Source organism: Priestia sp. 53B2, assembly GCF_056099005.1.
Window position 1 is genome coordinate 206270 of record NZ_JBLZXA010000020.1, and the last position, 23949, is coordinate 230218.

Sequence of the window (23949 nt, forward strand, 5' to 3'; positions counted from 1 at the left end):
ATTAAGGTATACAGTTTTCGCTATCTAAAGAATATTTCGTGCGGTCATTAATTCATAAAATGTCCCTGAAAAAGGATTAATGGCGGAAAAATTAGGGAATATGCACTTTGACATTTAATTTTAGCACAGGAAGGTTTTGAAACATGGACATATTTTTAGCCGTCTTGCCAGCCATATTTTGGGGAAGCATTGTGCTTTTCAATGTGAAACTAGGCGGAGGACCTTATAGTCAAACGCTTGGAACCACATTGGGAGCTTTGATTTTCTCCATCGTTATTTATATTTTTGTACACCCTACGCTTACGCCTTTAATCTTTGGCGTTGGAGTTGTGTCGGGGCTATTTTGGGCAGTTGGACAAAGTAATCAGCTGAAAAGTATTGATTTAATTGGAGTTTCTAAAACGATGCCTATTTCAACTGGGCTTCAGTTAGTTTCCACTTCATTATTTGGAGTAATTGTGTTTCACGAGTGGTCTACAAAAACTTCAATTATTCTTGGTGTGCTCGCTCTTATCTTTATTATCGTAGGGATTGTTTTAGCATCACTTCAAAGCAAAGAAGAGAAAGAGACTGAAGAAGGAAAAGGAAACTTCAAAAAAGGAATTGTTATTTTATTAATTTCAACCGTTGGTTATTTAGTTTATGTTGTAGTAGCCCGTCTATTTAATGTAGACGGATGGTCAGCTTTATTACCTCAAGCAATTGGTATGGTTATTGGAGGAGTATTGCTGACGTTTAAGCATAAGCCATTTAATAAATATGCAATTCGCAACATTATCCCAGGTCTTATTTGGGCCGCTGGTAATATGTTTTTATTCATCTCACAACCTAAAGTAGGCGTAGCGACAAGCTTTTCGCTTTCCCAAATGGGAATCGTCATTTCAACATTAGGCGGGATCATTATTTTAGGTGAGAAGAAAACGAAGCGTCAGTTAGTTGGGATTATTATTGGAATTATACTGATCATCATAGCAGGAGTCATGTTAGGGCTCGCCAAAAGCTAACTAGGAGGGTATTAACAATGTATAAAGATTTAGAAGGAAAAGTAGTTGTCATAACAGGTTCATCTACTGGCTTAGGAAAAGCCATGGCGATTCGTTTTGCAACAGAAAAAGCCAAAGTAGTTGTAAATTATCGTTCTAAAGAAGAAGAAGCTAACAGCGTTTTGGAAGAAATTAAAAAAGTTGGCGGAGAGGCAATTGCCGTCAAAGGTGATGTAACAGTTGAGTCTGACGTTATCAATTTAGTTCAATCTGCTATTAAAGAATTTGGAAAGCTCGACGTTATGATTAATAACGCAGGACTAGAAAACCCGGTTTCATCTCATGAAATGCCTTTAAGCGATTGGAATAAAGTAATTGATACGAACTTAACGGGAGCATTTTTAGGAAGCCGTGAAGCGATTAAATATTTCGTGGAAAATGATATTAAGGGAACAGTTATTAATATGTCGAGTGTTCATGAGAAAATTCCTTGGCCATTATTTGTTCATTACGCAGCAAGTAAAGGCGGCATGAAGCTCATGACTGAAACACTTGCATTAGAATATGCTCCAAAAGGTATTCGTGTAAATAACATTGGGCCGGGAGCGATTAATACACCGATTAACGCTGAGAAATTTGCTGATCCTGAGCAGCGTGCAGATGTAGAAAGCATGATTCCAATGGGATACATCGGAGAGCCGGAAGAAATTGCAGCGGTTGCTGCATGGCTAGCTTCTTCAGAGGCAAGTTATGTAACAGGGATTACGCTCTTTGCTGACGGTGGTATGACACAGTACCCATCATTCCAAGCAGGACGCGGATAAGAAAAAACGCACTCTATCATAGAGTGCGTTTTTTAGTTTTCCTGAGCTTTTTTTTAGTTCTTAGGAGCTGACTAGTGTTGAATTCGTAAAAAAAGCAAAATCAAAACGATGCAGCCAGTGATGCTGTACATCCCAAGAATAAGCGGCTGCTGTGTATCTGTTCCAGAAGTAATGCCGTGATACAGTGCTAGCAAATAGCCTGGAAAAGCAAGAAAATGAATGGCTTTCCAGGTTTTTCTCCCAAGCTGTTTTATAAAATCGGATGTAATAATCAGTACGAATAAAATTTAGAGTGAAATAGTACCAAGATCTGTGCTAATTGGTTTGTAATCGGAAGTGAACGGAATTAAAATGTCAGAAAGTGAAAAATGAATAGATTGATCAAATGATAAAACAAGTCCGTGAATCATGCCAAATAATAACCCGAATCACCCTGATGATTGATGAACCAGCAAAAGCTGTTTTTTTCGTTTTGGTTTAAAAAATGAAAAGCTGTGAGAAATGCCAGCGGCAACCGATACAAACATTAGTAAATAAGAGGTTAAGCCGGCTGCCCGAATGGTATTCCAAACGGGAAAGTGGGCACTAAATTGCGCGAGGAGAGTAGCCATAATGGTATACCTGACCTTTCACATTTTTTTCGATTAACACCTTACCTTCTTTTGTAACCGCAATTACCTCTAAAGAAGGGTGATGCATTTTAGCTAATCTTAATCCGGCGTCCCATCCGAGAATAAGCATGCATTTTGCATAGACTTCAGAAACGGTCAAGTCTTCTGAAACAACCGTTGCTTGCAGAAGCTCTGATGAACTAGGCTTGTTGATTCTGCCGTCAATAATATGATGGTGAGTGTGTCCGTTTACTTTCCACAATCGCTTGCCCACACTGCTTGTGGCAATGCCGCTGTTGCTCTTTACTTTAATACTCATGAGATTTTTTGATAAATCAAATGGATGAGAGAGCGCAATAGACCAGTGCTTGCTAGCAGGCCCCCACGTTACAATATCACCGCCTCCATCGATTGCCCGAAGTGAAGATCCTTTTTTCTTTAATTGATTCGCCATTTGCTGAATGCTCCAACCTTTTGCGATTCCGCCTAAATCCAGACCCACATTAGAAGCAAGCTGAATACTTCTCATTCCTTTATGAATCATAATAGGGTTAACAGCCTCAAAAGCTGCTACTTCTTGAGGAAGCTGATTGTTAGGCAGTTGTTCAAAGCTTTGGTCATATCCTAGAGTTTGAATAGAATGATACAGAAATGGATTGGAAATTCCGTTTGTTTCATTGTAATAGTAAGAGGCAATTTTTACAGCTTCATACAACATTTTTGACAGTAAAAATAATCTTCTGTTCAGCGAATTCAGCTATGAAAGCTCGCTTGTTGGAAGAAAGCGGCTTAGGGTTTCTTCTACACGATAACACCAGCTCTCCACTTTTTTGCTGACAGGTGCTTCAAGCTGGTATACATTAAATTCGGTATTCATTGCTTTAAATGAGTAGCTCATTACATCACATCCTTAAGAAGGTCTTGATTGGATAGAAGAATCATTATTATTGCCTCCGTTATCCTGGCCATTTGTGGAATCGTCATTTGACCACTGATCTTGCTGATTACTCGAATCATCGTCTGACCACTGATCATCTTGACTGCTTGAATTATCGTCTGACCATTAATCACTTTGCTCATTAGAACTGTCATTTGACCATTGATCTTGTCCGTTAGTTCCATTGTCCGTATTGGAGTCGGATCCTGAATCTGGAAATAGGTCCGTCTCATCTTCCGTTTGAGTTTGAGATGAATTATCGGCTGATGTATCGTTATTTAGTGCTGTAGCTGTTGAATTTGTTTGATCATATTTTTGAGAAAGTCCTACAAAAGTGGTAAATGCAGCAACGCTAGATAAACCAACCATCCATTTTGTCCATTTATTAGCTGCCATTGATATGCTCCTTTTATCTTTCATATTTTGCAACTGAACACTGAAGAAAAACTGCAGTGGAAGGTAACATACATCGTTCAATTGTTATAGTTCAATATAGACAGAAAAAATGAAAAAATAGTGAAATAGATGTAGGTTGGATTATTTTTTTAGGGAATTCAGTGAATTATTAGATTAAAAAAGGGTTGTTCTTTTTAGAACAACCCTTTTTTAATCAGCGATAAATCTTACTAATTGATACGTAATAAACCGTTAACTGCACAAGAGAAAGAAGCAAAAGAACGGCAATGGGATAGAAGCTAAAAGAATTAGGTAACAGCGGATAAAAAGCTATTAATATAGCACCTATAGGAATAGAAAATAGGAGGAAAACAAAGGCTTTTTTACAAGCTTCTGCTGTTATCATCTTTTCACGTTCATCTTCTTCTGCAAATTCAAAAGGAAATAATAAAGGCGACACGTTCTTCATCTTTTTACGCGCGCGGTAGTGAAAAAATGAGACGATTAAAAGAACAATTAAAGAAGCAAAAGAGCCTATAGACATAGTAATTTCCCACGGGGGTTCAGGGTGGGTCATAACTTCACTAAATTGAATATTTAGGCTTAAAAAATCGTATAAAAACCAACCTACGCATAACAGAGACACTACATTCAACAAATAAGATTTAATAACATTACTCAATATTTTTCTCCCCCTTTTGAAGTCTAAAAACATCTTCCATTTTTAATTGAAAGACATCACAAATTGTTAAACCAAGTAGTAGGGAAGGAACGTAATTTCCCTTTTCAATAGCTGAAATGGTTTGGCGAGTGGCTCCAACTTTTTCAGCTAAATCTCCTTGCGTATATCCATGTTTAGCTCTAAGCTCTTTTACGTGGTTAATAAGAGTCAATATGATCACCCGCTGCCTTTTTAATGAATTTGTTAAGTTGATTTAACATTATGTAAAGTTAATTTAACATCAATTGGATGATTTTTCAATAAGTAATGAATAAAAAATACAAAAAAGATCCTAGAAGAATTCTTCAGGATCTTTTTTGTTAATAAATTTCTTTAATGCCAGACAAACGAATGGAAAAAATGTTTTGTTTTTCATCTCGTAGGGAGAGGGTTTGGTCGGTTAGGTTTAAATTTTGGATTTTTCCTTTGAAGGTTTGAAGCAGGCCATTTTCGTAATAATTCACGGTTACATGTTTGTTTTTCTTTAACGCTTTTAAAATCATTTATTCATCTCCTTTCATGTGTGCACCTGTTATGAAAAGAAAGCTGTGGCTTAAGCATAAGAATTTGGAGAATGCTCAAGGCAGAATTATTATTATACAGCAAGATGAGAATAGTTTGTAGATAAATTGTGAAAAAATGCACAAGTTTGCAGTACGGGTGTTGCAACAGAATACAGTATATGAGGAGAGAAGGGGTTTTATGATAAAAAAGGTGATTTTAGTTTATTTATTTGTGGGTATTAGGTAAACTAGTAGATGAATTTAAAGAATCTATCTATAGTTGTGAAGGCTAGGATTTCATTTAATTTTCATTTTCTATGAGTATAATGATAAAGGTTTTCTATATGTTCTTTGTGAATCTACTCATAAACTAATCGAGAAAGGAAAATCAAAATGAAGCGAATCGTTTCTAAGCCGCTGCACTATTTCATATTAGCCGCTGTTTTAATGTGGATAAAGTCGTACGTGGCTTATAAAACTGAATTTAACTTAGGCGTAAGCGGCGTAATGCAGCAAATGCTGCTGTTTATAAACCCTGTGAGTTCAGTGCTGATTTTTTTAGGAATCGGCTTATTTTTTAAAGGAAAGAAAGCAGGAGCTTGGATTCTTGCAGGCAGTTTCATTATGACGCTGCTGTTATACAGCAACATTCTCTATTATCGTTTTTTTAACGATTTTGTAACGCTCCCTACACTATTGCAGACAAGTAATGCAGGGAGTATGGGCGGAAGCATTATGGATTTATTAAAAGCACATGATGTTTTTTATTTTGTTGATTTTATTATTTATTTTTTCTTCTTTTTTAGTAAAAAAATTGACTGGCATAATGAAAAAGTATCGGTTAAGAATGCTGTAACCATTCTTTCTTTAGGATTCATGGTCTTTTCCGTCAACTTAACATTAGCAGAAATTGATCGCCCGCAGCTTCTATCTCGAACTTTTGACCGCAATTATTTAGTAAAGTATTTAGGGGCCTATAATTATACGATGTATGACGGTGTTCAAACTGCTCAAAACTCTAAACAGCGAGCTTTTGCAAGCAGCAATGATTTAACAAACGTCGTTAATTTTAAAAACAGTCACTATGCGGAGCCTAATTCCGTTTATTTTGGAAAAGCTAAAGGGAAAAATATTATTAAAATTCATTTGGAATCATTTCAGTCTTTTTTAATTGATTACAAATTAAATGGTCAGGAAGTGACACCTTTCTTAAATTCGTTGGCCCATGGAAATGACTTTACGTATTTTGATAACTTCTTTCATCAAACAGGACAAGGAAAAACATCAGATGCTGAGCTGATGATGGACAACTCTCTATACGGCCTTCCTCAAGGTTCTGCCTTTGTACTGAAAGGAAGCAATACGTATCAGGCAGCACCAGCTATTTTAGATCAAAAAGCTGGCTATACGAGCGCTGTGCTGCACGGAGACTATAAGACGTTTTGGAACCGCAACGAAATTTACAAGCAGTTCGGTGTGGATAAGTTCTTTGATGCAAGTTATTACAATATGACGGGTGAAAATAAAATTAATTATGGCTTAAAAGACAAACCGTTCTTTAAAGAATCTGTTCCAATGCTGCAGTCTTTACCACAGCCGTTCTATGCGCATTTAATTACGTTAACAAATCATTTTCCATTTTTACTTGGGAACAATGAGGCAAGCATACAGCCAGCTAACACGGGCGATGCAACAGTTGACCGTTATTTCCAAACGGCTCGTTATTTAGACGAATCATTGCAATCTTTCTTCCAAGAACTGAAAGCTTCTGGGCTTTATGATAATTCTGTGATTATGATTTATGGAGATCACTACGGTATTTCTGAAAATCATAATGCGGCAATGGAAAAAGTAATGGGAAAAGAAATTACGCCTTATGAAAATGCTCAGCTGCAGCGTGTACCTCTATTCATTCACGTTCCTGGAGTAAAAGGCGGAGTTAATCATACGTACGGTGGAGAAATTGATGTTGTGCCAACTCTTCTTCATTTAGTAGGGATTGACAGCAAAGAGTTTATCCAATTTGGCACAGATTTATTTTCTAAGGATCATGATGATGTAGTGGCATTCCGCAATGGCAACTACGTATCTCCGAAATATACATTAGTGGATGGAACGTATTATGATTCTAAGACGGGCCAAGCGCTTAAAGAAAATAATCAAATGAAAGCTTATAAACAGAAGGTAGCGAAAGAACTGGAGTTATCTGATCAAGTTCTTTACGGAGACTTACTTCGTTTCCACAAGCTGAAGGATTTCCAAACAGTCGACCCTTCGAAATATATGTACGGGAAAGAAGAAACAGAAACATCAGCTAAATAAAGCTAAAATCAAAAGAACATGATGACTTCTGCAAAGCAGAATGAACATCATGTTCTTTTTTACTGTAAACTATTCATCAATAAATTTCTTTAATTCCCGATAAGCGAATAGAGAAAGTATTTTGCTGTTCATCTTTTAATGAAAGCGTTTGGTCTGTTAAATCTAGGCGCTGTACTTTTCCTTTAAACGTTTGAAGCAAACCGTTTTTATAATAGTTAATTGTAACGGCTCCGTTTTTTCTTAATGCTTTTAAAATCATTTTCAAAACTCCTTCCATATTTAAAATGTGTATGATTAACGAGCTGTAACATTCATTTTCATTTGCATATTTTTATTATACACAAAAATAGAAAGCGTTTTCACTTAAAGTTTGAACACTTTGTGAAAACTTTAACAGAGAATGTGACAAATACATACAGAAACTGATTTATTTGTCGTATTCATCATAAAACACATTTATGAAAGGAGTGTTAAGAACGTGTTAAAACTTTATGGATGGAAGAATATTATAAAATATCGTTTGAAATGTTGTAGTGAATCCATTCATCGTTCGTTACATTTCCGCCCATTTTTCTGTAAAGCGTTTGGGCTCTTGTATTATCATAAGTCGTTTCCCAAGACATAGCTGCATACTGATGTTCTTTTGTATACTGGTGACTAGTCGAAAATAACTTTTCTCCAATTTTTTGTCCTCTTGCTTTTTCAGTAACGTACAAGTCATTTAAAATCGCTACAGGCTTTACACGCGTGGTGCTAAATGTAAAATAAAGCGTCGAAAAACCTACTGTCTCGTCATTTTGAGTCGCGATAAACTGAACGCCAGCATCCGGATGGTGAAACAAGTGATTAATTAAATTTCTCAGCTGCTTTTTGGTAGGCTGAGGGCGCTTGTAAAAATCAACAATGTATTCGTTCATTAATGAAATAAGTGCTTCCATGTCAGCAGCATTAGCTTGACGAATTGTAATCGTAGTCATTAAATCTTCTCCTTTTTAATCAGATGATCTACACTGATAGTAAAAGAAATGTATCCCCTCTAAAAGAGCCAGATTTGAAAAAAAAAATAGGGACAGATGAAAGGAGCTAGCGTGAAGTTCACACCTTTATTAAACCGCAAGGATGATATGCCTTTGTATCACCAGCTATATGAATATATAAAAAAAGAAATTGTATCCAGCAGGGTGGAAGTGAATGACAAACTGCCTTCTATTCGGTCTCTTGCTGATTACTTAAACCTAAGTCGAAATACTGTAGATATGGCCTATCAGCAGCTTTTAGCTGAAGGGTATGTAGAAAGCAGGCCCAAAAGTGGACTGTACGTAACGAATACACAGTTTGATTTACTGCAAACAGATAAAAAGCCGACTGTATTTTTACACCCTCACTCAGAAACAAAGTCGTGTACCTATGATTTTCGGTATGGAAAAGTTGATAGTCGTTTGTTTCCCTTGAATGAGTGGAAAAAACGATACAATGAAAGTCTTCAAACCTATAGAGAAGCGCTGTTCACATACCAAGAAAGTCAAGGAGAAGAATCACTGCGTGAAGAAATTGCGACGTACCTTTATCAGTCAAGAGGAGTGGTTTGTTCAAAACATCAAATTATTATTGGAGCAGGGACGCAGCAATCACTCAGTTTATTAGCGCAGATGTTAAAGCAAAGCATCAGAGATATTGCCTTTGAAAATCCTTGCTATGACGGGGCTAGCTTTGTATTTAAGCAGCATGGATTTTCCTTAAAACCCGTGTCGCTTAATAACAAAGGCATAAACATTCAAGAGCTTTATGATAGCCAAGCACGAGCTGTTTATGTTACACCATCTCATCAGTTTCCATACGGAATGATCATGCCTGTTTCAAGAAGAATAGAGCTTCTTAAATGGGCGAATGACTGCAATGGCTTTGTTATTGAAGACGATTATGACGGAGAATTTCGTTATAAAGGCTCTCCCATCCCTTCATTGCAAAGCTTAGACTCTAAGGAGCGCGTCATTTATACAGGGACATTTTCAAAATCTTTTATGCCTTCTTTAAGAATCAGCTACCTTGTATTACCGGAAGTTCTTCTAAAAACATATCATGAACGTTTCTCTTTATACGAGCAATCTGTTCCCGCTCTTCATCAACAGACGCTCGGACTGATGATGAAAAACGGTGAGTGGAGTAAGCATTTAAGAAGAGTGAGAACTGCTTATCAACTGAAACACGGTACTCTTTTAGCGGCTTTACAGAAGGAGTTTAACAAAAACATCACTGTGTCAGGAGAATATGCAGGTTTGCATATACTTGTCCGCGTGCACAACGATATGAACGAACAAAAGTTAATTTACGCAGCTCGAAAGCAAGATGTCTCTGTCTACGGTACTTCTCGTTATTGGCTTACGGAATTACCTCAACAAAAGACTCATCTATTATTAGGTTTTGGAAGTATGGTGAGAGAAGAAATAGAAGAAGGAATAAGGCGGTTGAAAAAAGCTTGGTTATAAGCCTCTCCTCATTTTTTCGGCTTCTTGACAAAAGTTGCCTAGTCCTTTAGACTTTTTTGCATATATTTTAAATTATCTGAAAGGAGGATAGGGTAATCGAAGCTAACTGCTAGTGGACAACCCTAGATTAAACAATGAATCCTATCCAACAAATTTTACATACATTTCCTGTGATTGTACTAGATGGTGCAATGGCAACTGAACTGGAGAGATATGGCTGTGATTTGAACGACAGCTTATGGTCTGCAAAAGTGCTGATGGAGCAGCCTGAATTGATTAAGAGAGTGCATCAAGATTACTTTGCAGCAGGAGCTGACTGTGCAATTACAGCAAGTTATCAAAGCACATTCGAAGGTTTTGCTAAACGTGGCTTGAGTGAAGCACAGGCTCGCGAGTTAATTCAAGCATCTGTAAAAATTGCGACTGAAGCAAGAGATGAATTTTGGCAGCAAGAAGAGAATCGTCTTAATCGTCCAAAACCAATTGTCGCCGCTTCGGTAGGGCCTTACGGAGCATTTTTAGCAAACGGATCGGAATATACTGGACAGTATGACGTAACAGAAGAAGAGTTAATGGAATTTCATCGTCCTCGTATAAAAGCATTAATTGAAGCAGGAGCGGACGTATTAGCTTGTGAAACCATTCCTAATTTGGTGGAAGCAAGAGCCATTGCGAGGCTGCTGGAAGAATTTGAAGGAGCGTACGCATGGATTACGTTCAGCTCAAAAGATGACCTGCACATTAGCAGCGGAACATTAATCTCGGAGTGTGCACGCTATCTGAATTCCTATGAGCAAGTAGCGGCTCTTGGAGTTAACTGTACGCCGCCTCAATATATTTCTTCACTTATTAAAGAAATTAAATCTCAAACGGATAAGCCAGTCATTGTGTATCCAAATTCAGGGGAGAGTTATGATGCTGAATCTAAAACATGGAACGGGACATCTGCGGGCGAAACGTATGGGTGCAGCGCTCACAGCTGGTATGAAGCAGGTGCTCAGTTAATTGGAGGGTGCTGTCGTACAACTCCAGATGATATCAAGGGCATTACAAAATGGGCTAGAAAATAACGGATTGAAAGAAAGAGAATGTGAGAAAAGTTGTTTCGCTAACGTTAAACACGAACTATCTATCAAAAATAGATAGTTCGTGTTTTTTTATGGTCATGGTGAACGTAGGTTTCATGTGCGCAGGTCCTTCTAGCTGTTGGTTGGAGGACAAGGCCAAGACTCCCGCGGAAAGCGGAGCCTTGCACGGAAATCAACAGCGGTGTCACAAGCAGTTCAGCTCATTTATTCCCATTTTCCGTCTTTAGATTGGATTTATTTTATTATGTCCCAACCTTTTTTTCTTGTAAAATAAAAGAATACAAGTTGAAAAATCTTTATTTGAACGAAAGAAGGGATGATGAAAGTGAAAGATATTAAAAATATTTATTGTGTAGGCCGGAACTACGCACTGCATGCAAAAGAATTACATAATGATATTCCAACATCACCTTTTTTATTTTCCAAACCTACTCACGCTCTCGTTGAAGCAGCTGGACAATCAATTACTCTTCCTAGCGACCAAGGAGAGGTGCACTTTGAAACTGAACTGATTCTTCATATTGGACAATCTTACAAAGAAGGCATAACAGTGGATGAACTTGTTGATGAGATGACGATTGGATTAGATTTGACGCTTCGAGACGTGCAGAGCGAATTAAAACAAAAAAAGCACCCTTGGCTGCTTGCAAAAGGATTCAAACATTCAGCGGTTGTAGGAAACTTTATTCTATTTGAAGGAGTAGCAGCATCTAAGAAGAAAGACTTTTCGCTAGTGAAAAACAATGAACGCGTGCAGCTGGGGAATATTAAAGATTTGATTTTTGACTTACAAACGATTATTGATTTTACAGGAAAACATTTTGGTCTTGATAAAGGAGATCTTATTTTTACAGGTACCCCTGAGGGAGTAGGTCCGCTTTCACATCACGATCATCTTTCACTTAAATGGGGACAGCAAGAGCTTGGTTCTTGCATCATTTCCTTTCATTAACAAAAAGAAGCTGAAACAAAAGTAGTTTAGTTGAAGGAAGATCCGAACGATGAATCGAGATTCTTGGTAAAGAATCCAACTCGTTCGGATTTTTTATTGTGATGGTGAACGTAGATTATATATATTTGCTTCTAGCTGTTGATTAGAGGGCAAGGCGAAGACTTCGGCGGGGAAAGTGGAGTGGCTGATACCCCGCAGAAGGGTAAGTGAAGTTTTGCACGGAAATCAACAGCGGCATACCACGCAGTCCAAATCATTTATCCCATTTGTTCGTATTTAGCTTGGCTTGCTTTCGTTATGCTTCAACCTCTTTTTTTACGAAGTCTTAATTTTTAGACTTCAGAATGAATTTAATATCCAATGGGAAAGCTGTTTTTATCTCCTATAGGAAACGGGGTTATAAGTATGATGCTATTAATCCTTACAACGGTGATTTCTATTCTGAGTGTACTAGTTATGCCAAAGCGCATCAGCTGGATGGGAATTTATACAACTTCTTTGTTTGTCATGTTTTTAGGGGCGTTAGCAGATGTATATCTTGATGTTAAATATGATCTTTATGGATTCTTTACAAAAGGAGTAGATCTTGAATATCTTTTAATTTTTATTTTTATTTATCCTGCGGCGAATAGTGTATTTTTGAATTTTTATCCGCAAAACAAGAGTTTGGCTAAAAAAGCTTTATATATTACAGTGTGGGTAATTCTTACAACACTATTTGAATATATTTCTGCCCAAACAGAAGTGTTTTATTATAACGAATGGAAGACGCTATACTCGTTTTTTTGCTATCCTTTTCTTTATATAGCAATGGTTTTAAATTTAAAAATGATACGCAGGCTTCAAATTATCGATAAACAAAAATAGAAATAAAAAAAAGTAATGATAAATCATAAAAAAATGATATTTTATTAATGGTTACATATGTAATATAGTAAAAATAGAAAATAAACGAAGCAGCATATAAGCAGGGTTAAAAAACATCAAAACGGGAATCTTGACATTAACTTCATGTTTTTAACCATGTATTGTGAATGAATATACTTATTGCTAAATAATATGTTGTAGAAGGAATTTAGCAAAGGAGGCAAGAAGATGTTTAAGCGTAGTGAAAAAATCCAAATTCATGGCGTAACGTTTCATGGAGTCATGAGTGCGAAGCAAAAAGCCGCCCTGCAGGAAATTGCTAATGTAACAGATGAAAAAGACTGGGATGGGCTAAAAGGTGTGTATTGCTTAGGCAGTGTAAAAGTGCAAGGGAAAGATGTGCTAGGTGTGTACTATGGCCAATTTAATGATAACCTTCCAAAAGAGAAGCGTAAACTTCAGTTTGAAATTGACTATATTAAATATACAGTAACGGAATGTCCTATTGTCTTTATCGATACAACAAAAAATAAAAAGCCTCATCAATTTGCTTTTATCATTCTGCATGAATTAGGCCATCATGTGGATCGTATGACAAATGGAACGCTTTTAAAAGAAGGAAATAGAACGCAAGAAATGTTTGCTAATACGTATGCTTTAGAGAAATATTCAAAAATAGAAAAGTTCCAAACAAAGAAGTTGAAAAACATTCCATTTTTAGAGGAGTCTCTTACTCAATGGAATAAAACTCCTCATCCTGGAGCTTATTCTCTTAGAGTTCAAATTGAATAATTCACGAGAATAGTTCCTCCCTCTCCGTTTTTTATTTTTCTATCTTTTTCCTCTTCCTTTCTTTTATCTTTCCAATGAACAAAAAGGATTTAATTACCCATAAAGTTTTAAAAGTTTTTATAGTACGAATTATTTACACTATACCCTCCTGTAAATTATGATTATTTTAAGAAAAAACAGAAAATTTTAAAGTTTTAAGGTACAACTTAATAGTGAACAAGCGATGCTGTAATCGTATAGACGAACTGGCATACATATGCGGGTCATACATACAAACGAATCGCTTCCACTGTTATGAAAGCGGATTCAAAAATAGGAGGGGTAATAATGTTAGCTATTCTTGGGTTTTTGATGGTTTGTACATTTATGTTTCTAATTATGACAAAACGATTAACGCCGCTTATTGCTTTAATGGTTATTCCAGTATTGTTTGCAATCATAGGGGGATTCACAACTGATATTGGAGAAATGGCTTTAAATGGTGTAAAAGAATTAGCACCTACAGGCGTTATGTTAATGTTTGCTATTTTATATTTTGGGATTATGATTGATGCTGGTTTGTTTGATCCAGTTGTAGGAAGAATTTTAAAAATCGTAAAAGGTGATCCACTAAAAATCACAATTGGTACAGCTATTTTAGTTCTTATTATCTCATTAGACGGAGACGGAACAACAACATATATGATTACGCTTTCAGCGATGCTTCCGCTTTATAAAAAGCTAAATATGAAGCCGATGATCTTAGCCTGTATCGCTATTATGGGTAGTGGAGTTATGAACTTAACGCCTTGGGGCGGACCTACTGCTCGTGTGATGAGCGCATTGAAGTTAGATGCTTCACAGGTGTTTACACCACTTATTCCAGCCATGATCGGTGGAGCTATTTGGTTATTATTCACGGCTTACTATTTCGGAAAAAAAGAGCGCCAGCGCTTAGGTGTTATTGATATTCAAGACGTCACAAATGCTCAAGTAGCTTTTGCAGAAGCAGCCGCTGCTGAAGGAATCGAGTACAAGCGTCCGAAGCTTTTGTGGGTAAACTTTGCTTTAACAGCTCTCTTATTAGTAGGACTTATCACAGCAGTTATGCCGCTTCAAATTCTGTTTATGATTGGATTTGCAATCGCTATCATGATTAACTATCCAAATTTAGAAGTTCAAAAAGAGCGTATCACAGCACATGCTGGCAATGTACTTGCTGTTGTATCTCTTGTATTCGCAGCAGGCGTATTCACAGGCATTTTATCAGGTACAAAAATGGTAGATGCAATGGGTAATAGTTTAGTAGGATTAATTCCAGATGCGTTAGGGCCTTACATGTCTGTGATTACAGCCATCACAAGTATGCCATTTACGTTCTTTATGTCAAATGATGCTTACTACTATGGGATTTTACCAATTATTGCTCAAGCAGCTTCAGCATACGGTATTGATGCTGCAGAAATTGGCCGTGCTTCATTGATTGGTCAACCTGTTCACTTACTAAGTCCTTTAGTTGCTTCTACGTATCTATTGGTGGGTATGGCAAAAGTCGAGCTTGGTGAATTCCAGCGCTTTACTTTAAAGTGGACGATTGGAACAGCGATGGTGATGCTTTTAGTAGCTATTATTACAGGAGTTATTACGCTGTAAAGATCATGAACCTAAAAACTTATCAATTCCGCTTTTGGGATTGATAAGTTTTTTTGTCTAAAAAGCTTTTGGAATAAGGAGCGGATATACAAAAAATTTTGATAAAATAAAAGAGGAATAGAACTATAAGGTAAAGGCTAAAGGTGCGATGAAATGAAAAAATGGTTTCAAGTATCGCTGCAAACAAAAATCGTAGGTTTATCCGCAGCATTAATCATAACTGTTATTGTTCTTTTAGCGAGTATTTTCTCTTACATGCAGTTTGTAGAATCTAAAAGGCAAGCCGAGCAGCTGGCTCTTCAAGCGGCCAAATCAATATCATTTATGCCGGAAGTCAAAGCTGCTTTTCAAAAAAAACAGCCGAGTCGCTATATTCAGCCGCTTGCCGAGCAAGTGAGGGAACAAATCGGAGCAGCAAGTATTGTGGTTCAAAACCGTGAGCAAATCATCTATTCTCATTCTAATCAAAAATGGATAGGAAAGAAAAACAAAGAGGCGGTTAACGATAGAGCACTATTATTCGGCGGATATTATACGCTTGACGGAGAGGGAACCACAGGTCCTGCAATTATGGGCAAAGCGCCTATTGTCATCAGTCACGGAAAGTATATGGAGGTCGTGGGAGTGGTGACGGTTGAGTTTTTAAAGTCTCATGTTCATGCTCAGCTCATCACGCGCATTCAACAAATTATCCTATTTTCACTAGCTGTTTTATTGCTTGGTATGATCGGGGGTATTTTTTTAGCTAAAAGTATTAAAAAAGATACTCTCGGTCTTGAGCCCCATGAAATCGCTTCTTTATACCGTGAACGAAATGCGATTTTACTTTCGATAAAAGAAGGAATTATTGCTATTGATCATCAAGGCTTTATTACGATGATGAATACATCAGCTAAAAATATGCTAGGACTACAGACGGAATATTTGCATCATCATATCATTGAAGTATTTCCTTATACGAATATGATTGAAGTGCTAGATACGGGAATAGCCCGAAGCGACCAAGAAATTTTTTTGAATGAAAAAACGTTTATCTTAAACTTAACACCTATTATTGAACATCAACGAATTGTAGGAGTGGTCGCTAGTTTTCGTGATAAGACAGAATTAAAAAGCTTAATCAATACGATTTCAGAAGTACGAAAGTATTCAGAGGATTTACGAGCCCAAACGCATGAGTTTACGAATAAGCTATATGTTTTGTCGGGTTTGCTGCAATTAGGGCAGTACAAAGATGCATTTGAGTTTATTCAAAAAGAATCAGCTGTACACCAAACACAAAATCGTATTCTATTTGATCAGATATTAGATTCTAAAGTCCAAGCAATATTGCTTGGAAAGATTGGAAAAGCATCTGAAAAGAAAATTTATTTTTCGGTTGACTCGGAGAGTACACTCGATATGCTCCCAGAACATATTGAAATTTCTCATCTCATTATCATTATTGGGAACTTAATTGATAATGCATTTGAAGCGGTGAGTCAGCAGTCTAAAAAAGAAGTGTCGTTTTTTATTACCGATATTGGTCATGATTTAATTATTGAAGTGATGGATAACGGACCAGGTATATCAGAAGAAGTACTAAATCAAATTTTCACAAAAGGTTTTTCAACCAAAGGTACAGACAGAGGATACGGACTGGCAAATATAAAGAAAATGGTAGATGAGCTTGGAGGATCTATTGAAGTGTATAATCAGCCAGAAGGAGGAGCCATTTTTTCAGTTTACCTTCCAAAAAACTGAATCATGAGAAGTAAGGGGAGAGTCGAAATGTTACGAGTTGCAATTGCAGAAGACGATTTTCGAATTGCTCAAGTTCAAGAGCGATTTTTATTAGAAGTAGATGGTGTGGAAGTTGTAGGCAAAGCGTTGAATGCAAAAGAGACGCTTGAAATGCTAAAGGAGAAGAAAGTTGATTTACTTCTTTTAGACATCTATATGCCAGATGAAATGGGAACAGATTTACTGCCGAAAATCAGAGCGCAGTTTCCACAAGTTGACGTTATCGTTGTAACGGCTGCAACCGAAAAAAACATTGTAGAAATCTGTTTGAGAAACGGCGTCGTTAATTATTTGATTAAGCCGGTTATGATGGAATCCTTCATTAATGCTATTAAACAGTATCAAGAAAAAAAGGAACTGTTTAGTAGGCATGAAGAAGTTGATCAATCGTTTATTGATGCGTACTTTGGACATGTCAGAACAAAGCCAAAAGCGGATAAATCTCTTCCTTCAGGTGTTGATGGTATCACATTACAAAAGTCAAAAGACATTTTAAAAAGCATCAAAGGAATTACGATCGAAGAGATGGGACAACACATGGGAGTATCTAGAACGACAGCTAGACGATATTTAGAGTATCTAGTATCAACTGGTGAATGTCACGTTGAATATGATTATGGGATTATTGGACGGCCGGAGCGCAAGTACTATTTAGCGTAGCATTAGCCTTGAAGGATGGTATATATGATCAAAAAGCTCATGATAGTGTTTATAAGTGTATTGCTTGTTAGCTGTTCTTCTCCCTCTAAAAAAGACCGTATTGATATGGGGGAAATTGAAATTGTGGCAGCCGGTGCAAAAGGCGGAGGAGCAGATGCAACAGTAAGAGCCATTCAACAAGTGCTAACGGAAAAGAAGATTGTGAAGGTACCCGTTTCTGTTAGTAATAAAATAGGTGGGCAAGGTGAAGAAGGATGGAAATATATTAAACAGAGAAAAGAAGGGAATATTGTTTCCGGAAATTCCAGCTTACTGATTACAAATAATTTGCTAGGACAAAGTCAATTAACCTATAAAGACTTTACTCCCCTCGCTATTTTAACATCTGAATGGGAGGTTATCGTAGTCCCTGCTAACTCTCCTATATATAATTTAAAACAGCTCATACGCACGTTAAATCAAAGTGAATCCAGCATGAAAGTGGGAATATCACCTCGCTTAGGAAACGACGATCATTTATCGTTCATGCAGCTAAATAAAAAAGCAGGCGTAGACTCTTCAAAGCTTGAGTTCTTCGTTTACAACAGCAGTCATAAAGTGATCGATGCGCTCGTTCATCATCAGCTAGATGTAGCACCTATGTCATTATCAGAAGTAAAAAAGCAGTATGAACAAGGGCAGGTAAGAATACTCGCCGTTTCTTCTCCCAGCAGGCTAGAAGAGTTAAAAGAGATCCCAACGTGGAAAGAAGCGGGAATTGACGTAACATTTAGCCATTGGAGAGGTCTAATGGGACCGCCTAATATGAGCAAAGAGCAGGTAGCATATTGGAATAAGACAGTGTATGAAATGGTTCATACAAAAGAATGGGAACAGCTGCTTAAAGATAACGATTTAACCTCTTTTTATAAAAATAGCAGCGGTGCTAAAGTCTTTCTTGAACAGCAAAGTAAGCTGTATTCTGACTTAATGGGCGGAACAAATGATGAATAAATACAATAGAAAGAGGTTGGGATAAAAGGATTTTAGACGGAGTGAAAAACGAACCATTGATCAAGATGTTTGATTCATGGTTCGTTTTTTTGTTTTGGTGAGCATAGTTTCATCTGTTTCGTTCCTTCTAGCAGTTGATTGGAGGGCAAGGCGAAGACTCCTGCGGGAAAAGCGGGACAGGTGAGACCCCGCAGAAGCGTAAGCGACGAGGAGGCTCACCGGCCGCCCGCGGAAAGCGAAGTCTTGCACGGAAATCAACTGCGGTGTCAAAAGCAGTTCAGCTCATCTATCCCATTTGTTCGTCTTTAGATTGAATTCATTTCGGTATGTCTCAACCTCTTTCTATCAGTGTACATCTTTTAAATCCAAGTTTTGAATGAACTCAATAAAAGCTTTTACGATGTTAATTTTTAATGAATCCTTATGATAAAACATCCATGTACTGCGCGTTAAAGGCTGCTGGTCTTTTGTTTTTAACGTGTATCTGTAAATCTCTGCTGCGTCATCAAGCAGCATACTCGGCAAAATCGCATAACCGAGTCCGTTTACAACCATCTTTTTGCATGTTTCTGCTTTATCCACTTCAATACTGACAAGGGGAGGCTGAGAGTAATTTTCAGCCCACCAGTTATCAACAGATGTTTTTAAAAAACGATCTTGGTGATAGTCAATTCGAGGTATATTGGGAAGGTTGTTTATGTCAACAGGCTGTGCAGACGCAATGCAAATCGTTTCTTTAAAAAGCAACTCTTTCTGATCCTGCCAGTTATAATCACCTTTTACAAACGCAATATGAACATCGTGCTTATAAAGTAAGTGGGACATGTCACTGCTCCATCCGGTCGTGACTTTGAATTCAACGTCAGGAAATCGCTCTTTAAATAACCGTAATAGTCCAGGGAGCTTGTAGTCAGTGAAAAAGTTAGACACTCCTAGACGTAAAGTACCAGTTAATTGATCATCCATGTTTAACACATTTTCTTTTATTTTTTGAAGCGTGAGCAGCATTTCTTCTGCGCACTTCACTAAATATTCTCCCTGCGGTGTAAACTGAACTCCGCGGCGCCCTCTGTTCACGATCTGAACATGAAATTCTTTCTCCATCTGCTGCAGTCTATGCGTAAGCGCAGGCTGAGAGATAAACAGCTCCTTGGCTGCTTTTGTAATGTTTTTTTCTCGATACAACACTTGTAGAATAAGCCAATCTCGATCGTCCATACTACCCCTCCAGGAATAAAAAAAATGAATGGTTTATAATAAAATTTCGATATTTTAATTATCTCTAAAATTATACTATAGTTAAGAAGAAGAATGTTCGGTGTAAGAAAGAAAAGCCTTGTAGAAGGAAGGAAGTAGATATGAACGCAAGAATTATTTTTTTACAATCTATATTTTTTATTTTATTAACAAGCGTGGGAGGATTTCTTCTATCGTTAACGGGCTTATCCATTGGCTGGATGCTTGGGACCCTCATTTTAGCTGCTATTCTAGCTTTCCGAAAGCCGCGTTTTTTATCTCAAACAAGCAAAAAAGGTATTCCAAAATATTGGCTGTACGCAGGACAGTGTATTTTAGGGATTGAATTAGGTCAAAAGATTAACTTGTCTGTATTAACTACGTTTCAATCTCACTGGTCCACGATTACGATCATGCTTTTGCTGTCCGTTGTTTTTTCTCTTTTATCCGGTTATTTGCTATGGAAGTTCAGTTCCACAGACTTATTAACAAGCTTTTTCGGCACGACTCCTGGAGGAATGAGCGCAATGCCAGGCATGGCTGAAGAGGTAGGGGCCAATACGGCAGTTGTAAGCATCATTCAAACGATGCGCGTGTTTTTAGTTGTGCTTGCCGTTCCTTTATTTGTGGTCTATTGGGGAAGTAATACAGGTCGGCATGCAGTGGCAGCTACTCCAAGTATTTTTGGGTGGGAATCACTGCTATGGACAGGCGTTTTAATCGTTACAGCAGTAGTAGGCTATTATATAGGAAAAAAACTAAAATTTCCTGCTCCTTGGTTAGTAGGGGGAATGCTTACTGTTGCGATTGTTCAAACAGCTGCTTCATCGTACGCGGGCTATAATCTTCAAGCCTACTGGCCTCATTCTGTAATGATTTTATCGCAAATTTTTATCGCGTCAAGCATTGGTTCTCGCTTTCATAAAGAAATGTTTATTGGCGTAAAAAAAATTATAGTTGTTGCGCTTATTAATACAATCGGCTTAATTGCTGCTATGTTTGTTTGTGCACTAGCAGTCTCCAAAATAACTGGAATTGAGCTTATTACGTCTATTTTAGCGTTTGCTCCTGGAGGCATTGCAGAAATGGCGACTACATCAATTGTACTGCAAGCCGATTCGACGTTGGTAGTAGCCGTCCAAGTGCTTCGAATTTTAACCATTTGGCTGCTTCTTCCTCCGCTATTTCGCATGTTTCATCAATGGGGAGAAAGAAAAAGAATACATTCACACGTTTCATAATAAATATGTGAATGCACTAGGCAAAGTAATAGAGAGTTTTAAAGAGGAAAATGGGGGGAGAATAGATGAGTAATAAAGAAATGGTGGTCAGTCAGTTCGGGGGGAATGCTGGAAAGTACGTCAAAAGTAAAGGTCATGCGAAAGGCAAAGATTTAGCTGTTTTAGCGGAAATTGCTGAAGAAAATAGAGGAGGAAAGCTGCTTGATGTAGCAACAGGAGGAGGACACGTGGCAAATAAGCTAGCACCTGTCTTCCAAGAAGTAACGGCTTTTGACTTAACTCCTCAAATGTTGCAAAGTGCTGAAGGCTTCATTAAAGAAAATGGTCATGAAAATGTATCGTTTGTTCAAGGAGATGCTGAAGATATGCCATTTCAAGATGACGAGTTTGATACGGTAACGTGCAGAATTGCACCGCACCATTTTCCTAGTATTAAACAGTTCATCAAAGAGGTATACCGAGTGTTAAAGCCAGGCGGACAGTTCTTGCTCATTGATAATGTAGCACCGGAAGTGAATGCTTATGACGAGTTTTATAATCGTGTTGAAAAGACAAGAGATCCAAGCCATTATCGTGCTTATAAAAAAACAGAGTGGCTTTCTATGCTTGAAATGCAAGGATTCCGTACAGAAGTGCTGACAACTTTCCCAAAGCGCTTTTTATTTGATGACTGGTGCGGGATAATGAATGTTTCGGAAGAGACAAAGCGTGAACTTACTCAATATATGCTGAATATACCAAGCGGGTTTAAGCAGTTTTTCGATATCAAAACGAATCAACAAAGAATTGAATCGTTTCAAGGAGAAGCAATCTTTGTAGCATGTTATAAAAATAAATAAAAAGAGGCCAACTCACCGGAGTTGGCTTCTGTTTTTACTTATGCTCGTTGGTTTGAACGATTTCCAAAATATTGCGTAATACGGTCTAAAATAATCGCTAAAATAACGATTGAAATTCCGGCTTCAAAGCCCGTGCCGACTTCAAGTCGAGAAACTGCACGGTATACTTCCGCACCAAGTCCTGGAGCACCTACAAGAGAGGCGATAACAACCATTGAAAGAGATAGCATGATGCTTTGGTTAATTCCGGCCATGATTGTTTTTGTAGCTAATGGAAGCTGTACTTTAAATAATTTTTGTTTTGTTGTTGAACCATAGGCATTTGCTGCTTCTACTAAGTCAGCGGGTACTTCACGAATACCTAAGTTCGTTAAGCGAATCGTCGGAGGCATTGCAAAGATAACAGATGAGATAACACCTGGTACCACACCAATTCCAAAGAAGAAAAGTGCTGGAATCAAATAAACAAATGCGGGCATTGTTTGCATAAAGTCTAAGATTGGCGTAATAATCCGAGCCGTCTTTTCGCTTTGAGATGCCCAAATGCCAAGCGGAATTCCTACTATAATCGAAATCAGTACGCTTGTTAAAACGAGGGCTAGTGTGTCCATGGTTTCTTGCCAGTAGCCAAGATTAAGAATAAATAACAGGCCAATCATCGATAAAATAGTAAATGACCATTTTTTACTTGAAAACCAAGCAATGATTCCGACAATTAAGATTAAAATTAATGCTGGTGGAAAGGTTAGCACTAGTACAATAAAACTTACAATACCATCGACAATAGCTGAAATAACATCAAAAAACCCTTTGATATTATCATTTAAAAACGTGACAAAATGGTCAATCCAATTGCCAACGGGAATTTTAGGAATACTATTCATTTACGTTCACCTCATTACTATCAGTACCGGCGAGTGCTTCAATCACTCGTTCTTTTTTAATGATGCCGCGCAGACGATGGTTTTCATCTACAACCGGTAGCGGAAAGCGGCTGATAACCATTTTGTCGTACAAGTTTTCTAGTAGCGTATCTGTTGTAACAGTTGGAATATCCGTATCTAATACGTCTGCTGTCAGTTTATCTTGTTTAATGGCACGGCTAATATCATCTGCAGTTACAACTCCTAGAAGAGTTTTTTTCTTGTCTACGACGTAGATGCTTGAATAACCAGCTTCTTGCATAATTTTAAGAGCCACGCGCGGACCTCGGTCTACGGTAATAGATTCGGCACGGTTCATCACGCTTTCAGCTGTGTATACTTTAGCCACATTAACGTCTTCGACAAAGCGCTCGACATAATCATTGGCAGGGTTTGTCATAATTTCTTCGGGTGTTCCTACTTGCACAACACTGCCGTCTTTCATTAAAACGATGCGATCTCCGATTCGAAGAGCTTCATCAAGATCATGGGTAATAAAAATGATCGTACGCTCCATTTTTTCTTGAAGCTCCAGTAAGAAATCTTGCATGTCTTTACGAATAAGCGGATCTAGTGCACTGAATGCTTCATCCATTAATAAAATGTCAGGGTCATTGGCAAGTGCTCGGGCCAGTCCGACGCGCTGCTGCATACCGCCACTCAGTTCACCAGGGTATTGATTTTCATACCCTTTCAAACCTACTAATTCAAGCGCTTCTTTTGCTTTCTTTTCACGTTCGGCTTTTGGTGTACCTTGAACTTCTAATCCGTATTCTGTGTTATCAAGAACCGTACGGTGAGGGAATAGGGCAAAGTTTTGAAAAACCATGCTCATTTTTTTTCGGCGCATGTCGCGGAGTTCATCTTTGTTCATTTTTACTACATCGTCACCGTCTAAAATAAGGGATCCAGATGTTGGTTCAACAAGGCGATTAAACATACGAACTAAAGTGGATTTACCACTTCCAGACAGGCCCATAATAACGAAGATTTCACCGGATTTGATTTCGAAGTTTGCTTGATTAACCCCGATTGTCATTCCTGTTTCTTCTAGAATTTCTTTTTTTGTCTTTCCTTTTTTAAGTAAATCAATCGCTTTTGACGGGTTCTTACCAAACACTTTGGTTATATTTTGTACTTTTAATTTTACGTGTTCCATAT

The 23949-nt window shown here is 37.7% G+C and carries 27 protein-coding genes; 15 read left to right on the plus strand and 12 right to left on the minus strand.

Annotated features, from left to right (window positions below):
* The first annotated feature begins 143 nt into the window (after positions 1–143).
* Together ACN6NE_RS15210 and gdh are read left to right on the plus strand one after the other, a co-directional pair.
* Positions 144–1004 carry a RhaT/GlcU family sugar-proton symporter gene (locus ACN6NE_RS15210; protein ID WP_129706421.1) on the plus strand — a complete coding sequence of 287 codons (861 nt, stop codon included), beginning with the start codon at positions 144–146 and terminating at the stop codon, positions 1002–1004.
* Between the two features lie 17 nt (positions 1005–1021).
* Positions 1022–1807 carry a glucose 1-dehydrogenase gene (gdh, locus tag ACN6NE_RS15215; RefSeq protein WP_129706422.1) on the plus strand — a complete coding sequence of 262 codons (786 nt, stop codon included), beginning with the start codon at positions 1022–1024 and terminating at the stop codon, positions 1805–1807.
* A gap of 428 nt (positions 1808–2235) precedes the next feature.
* Here gdh and ACN6NE_RS15220 read toward each other — a convergent pair whose 3' ends face one another.
* The 7 genes from ACN6NE_RS15220 to ACN6NE_RS15250 all read right to left on the minus strand — a co-directional run bounded on the left by ACN6NE_RS15220 (position 2236) and on the right by ACN6NE_RS15250 (position 4975).
* Positions 2236–2418, minus strand: coding sequence for a hypothetical protein (locus tag ACN6NE_RS15220; RefSeq protein WP_474325828.1), 183 nt, complete (start codon positions 2416–2418; stop codon positions 2236–2238).
* A complete protein-coding gene (locus ACN6NE_RS15225) occupies positions 2393–3175 on the minus strand; it encodes an FAD:protein FMN transferase (RefSeq protein ID WP_474326625.1) in 783 nt (260 codons plus the stop codon). Before ACN6NE_RS15225 ends, ACN6NE_RS15220 begins: the two co-directional genes overlap by 26 nt.
* Positions 3176–3316 carry a hypothetical protein gene (locus tag ACN6NE_RS15230; protein ID WP_240702589.1) on the minus strand — a complete coding sequence of 47 codons (141 nt, stop codon included), beginning with the start codon at positions 3314–3316 and terminating at the stop codon, positions 3176–3178. It lies immediately after the preceding gene.
* 165 nt (positions 3317–3481) lie between these two features.
* Complete coding sequence (locus ACN6NE_RS15235) at positions 3482–3751, minus strand: hypothetical protein (RefSeq protein WP_474325830.1); 270 nt, start codon at positions 3749–3751, stop codon at positions 3482–3484.
* A 214-nt stretch (positions 3752–3965) separates the two neighbouring features.
* Positions 3966–4433, minus strand: coding sequence for an MFS transporter (locus ACN6NE_RS15240; RefSeq protein WP_240702590.1), 468 nt, complete (start codon positions 4431–4433; stop codon positions 3966–3968).
* Positions 4426–4644 (minus strand): helix-turn-helix transcriptional regulator, encoded by a 219-nt coding sequence (locus tag ACN6NE_RS15245; RefSeq protein WP_129706426.1) that lies wholly within the window; start codon positions 4642–4644, stop codon positions 4426–4428. The genes ACN6NE_RS15240 and ACN6NE_RS15245 overlap by 8 nt, the downstream gene beginning before the upstream one ends.
* Before the next feature lie 148 nt (positions 4645–4792).
* A complete protein-coding gene (locus tag ACN6NE_RS15250; protein WP_013081871.1) occupies positions 4793–4975 on the minus strand; it encodes a YolD-like family protein in 183 nt (60 codons plus the stop codon).
* A 393-nt stretch (positions 4976–5368) separates the two neighbouring features.
* Between ACN6NE_RS15250 and ltaS the strand changes: the two genes are divergently transcribed.
* A complete protein-coding gene (ltaS, locus tag ACN6NE_RS15255) occupies positions 5369–7297 on the plus strand; it encodes a lipoteichoic acid synthase (protein ID WP_057274364.1) in 1929 nt (642 codons plus the stop codon).
* Between the two features lie 76 nt (positions 7298–7373).
* Here the strand turns inward: ltaS and ACN6NE_RS15260 are convergent, their stop codons facing one another.
* Entirely contained in the window at positions 7374–7574 is a 201-nt protein-coding gene (locus tag ACN6NE_RS15260; RefSeq protein ID WP_074893948.1) for a YolD-like family protein, read from the minus strand.
* A gap of 229 nt (positions 7575–7803) precedes the next feature.
* Positions 7804–8274: an N-acetyltransferase family protein gene (locus ACN6NE_RS15265; RefSeq protein WP_474325833.1), complete on the minus strand. Its 471-nt coding sequence runs from the start codon at positions 8272–8274 to the stop codon at positions 7804–7806.
* 111 nt (positions 8275–8385) lie between these two features.
* On the opposite strand from ACN6NE_RS15265, the gene pdxR reads away from it, so the two are divergent.
* The 10 genes from pdxR to ACN6NE_RS15315 all read left to right on the plus strand — a co-directional run bounded on the left by pdxR (position 8386) and on the right by ACN6NE_RS15315 (position 18863).
* A complete protein-coding gene (gene pdxR / locus ACN6NE_RS15270; protein ID WP_240702591.1) occupies positions 8386–9783 on the plus strand; it encodes a MocR-like pyridoxine biosynthesis transcription factor PdxR in 1398 nt (465 codons plus the stop codon).
* Positions 9784–9917: 134 nt separating this feature from the next.
* Positions 9918–10853, plus strand: coding sequence for a homocysteine S-methyltransferase (gene mmuM / locus ACN6NE_RS15275; protein ID WP_474325835.1), 936 nt, complete (start codon positions 9918–9920; stop codon positions 10851–10853).
* Between the two features lie 337 nt (positions 10854–11190).
* Positions 11191–11823 (plus strand): fumarylacetoacetate hydrolase family protein, encoded by a 633-nt coding sequence (locus ACN6NE_RS15280; RefSeq protein WP_129706907.1) that lies wholly within the window; start codon positions 11191–11193, stop codon positions 11821–11823.
* A 405-nt stretch (positions 11824–12228) separates the two neighbouring features.
* Complete coding sequence (locus ACN6NE_RS15285; RefSeq protein ID WP_474325837.1) at positions 12229–12690, plus strand: CBO0543 family protein; 462 nt, start codon at positions 12229–12231, stop codon at positions 12688–12690.
* Positions 12691–12918: 228 nt separating this feature from the next.
* Positions 12919–13482, plus strand: coding sequence for an ImmA/IrrE family metallo-endopeptidase (locus ACN6NE_RS15290; RefSeq protein ID WP_074679049.1), 564 nt, complete (start codon positions 12919–12921; stop codon positions 13480–13482).
* 327 nt (positions 13483–13809) lie between these two features.
* A complete protein-coding gene (locus ACN6NE_RS15295; RefSeq protein ID WP_116515200.1) occupies positions 13810–15114 on the plus strand; it encodes a CitMHS family transporter in 1305 nt (434 codons plus the stop codon).
* A gap of 153 nt (positions 15115–15267) precedes the next feature.
* Positions 15268–16857 (plus strand): ATP-binding protein, encoded by a 1590-nt coding sequence (locus tag ACN6NE_RS15300; RefSeq protein ID WP_129706438.1) that lies wholly within the window; start codon positions 15268–15270, stop codon positions 16855–16857.
* Between the two features lie 27 nt (positions 16858–16884).
* Entirely contained in the window at positions 16885–17556 is a 672-nt protein-coding gene (locus ACN6NE_RS15305) for a response regulator transcription factor (protein ID WP_129706440.1), read from the plus strand.
* Between the two features lie 24 nt (positions 17557–17580).
* A complete protein-coding gene (locus ACN6NE_RS15310; protein WP_129706442.1) occupies positions 17581–18549 on the plus strand; it encodes a tripartite tricarboxylate transporter substrate binding protein in 969 nt (322 codons plus the stop codon).
* Positions 18550–18683: 134 nt separating this feature from the next.
* Positions 18684–18863 carry a hypothetical protein gene (locus tag ACN6NE_RS15315; protein WP_129706444.1) on the plus strand — a complete coding sequence of 60 codons (180 nt, stop codon included), beginning with the start codon at positions 18684–18686 and terminating at the stop codon, positions 18861–18863.
* Between the two features lie 31 nt (positions 18864–18894).
* On the opposite strand, the gene ACN6NE_RS15320 is transcribed toward ACN6NE_RS15315, so the two are convergent.
* Positions 18895–19767: a LysR family transcriptional regulator gene (locus ACN6NE_RS15320; protein WP_129706446.1), complete on the minus strand. Its 873-nt coding sequence runs from the start codon at positions 19765–19767 to the stop codon at positions 18895–18897.
* Positions 19768–19907: 140 nt separating this feature from the next.
* Here ACN6NE_RS15320 and ACN6NE_RS15325 point away from each other — a divergent pair, with 140 nt between their 5' ends.
* Entirely contained in the window at positions 19908–21026 is a 1119-nt protein-coding gene (locus ACN6NE_RS15325) for an AbrB family transcriptional regulator (RefSeq protein ID WP_129706448.1), read from the plus strand.
* A 65-nt stretch (positions 21027–21091) separates the two neighbouring features.
* On the plus strand, positions 21092–21865 hold the full coding sequence (locus ACN6NE_RS15330) for a class I SAM-dependent methyltransferase (protein ID WP_129706449.1): 774 nt from the start codon (positions 21092–21094) through the stop codon (positions 21863–21865).
* Between the two features lie 38 nt (positions 21866–21903).
* On the opposite strand, the gene ACN6NE_RS15335 is transcribed toward ACN6NE_RS15330, so the two are convergent.
* Both ACN6NE_RS15335 and ACN6NE_RS15340 read right to left on the minus strand, forming a co-directional pair.
* The gene (locus ACN6NE_RS15335; protein ID WP_013081885.1) at positions 21904–22749 is read right to left on the minus strand and encodes an ABC transporter permease; all 846 of its coding nucleotides are present in this window, start codon (positions 22747–22749) and stop codon (positions 21904–21906) included.
* The gene (locus ACN6NE_RS15340) at positions 22742–23947 is read right to left on the minus strand and encodes a quaternary amine ABC transporter ATP-binding protein (protein WP_129706451.1); all 1206 of its coding nucleotides are present in this window, start codon (positions 23945–23947) and stop codon (positions 22742–22744) included. The genes ACN6NE_RS15335 and ACN6NE_RS15340 overlap by 8 nt, the downstream gene beginning before the upstream one ends.
* Positions 23948–23949: the final 2 nt, after the last annotated feature.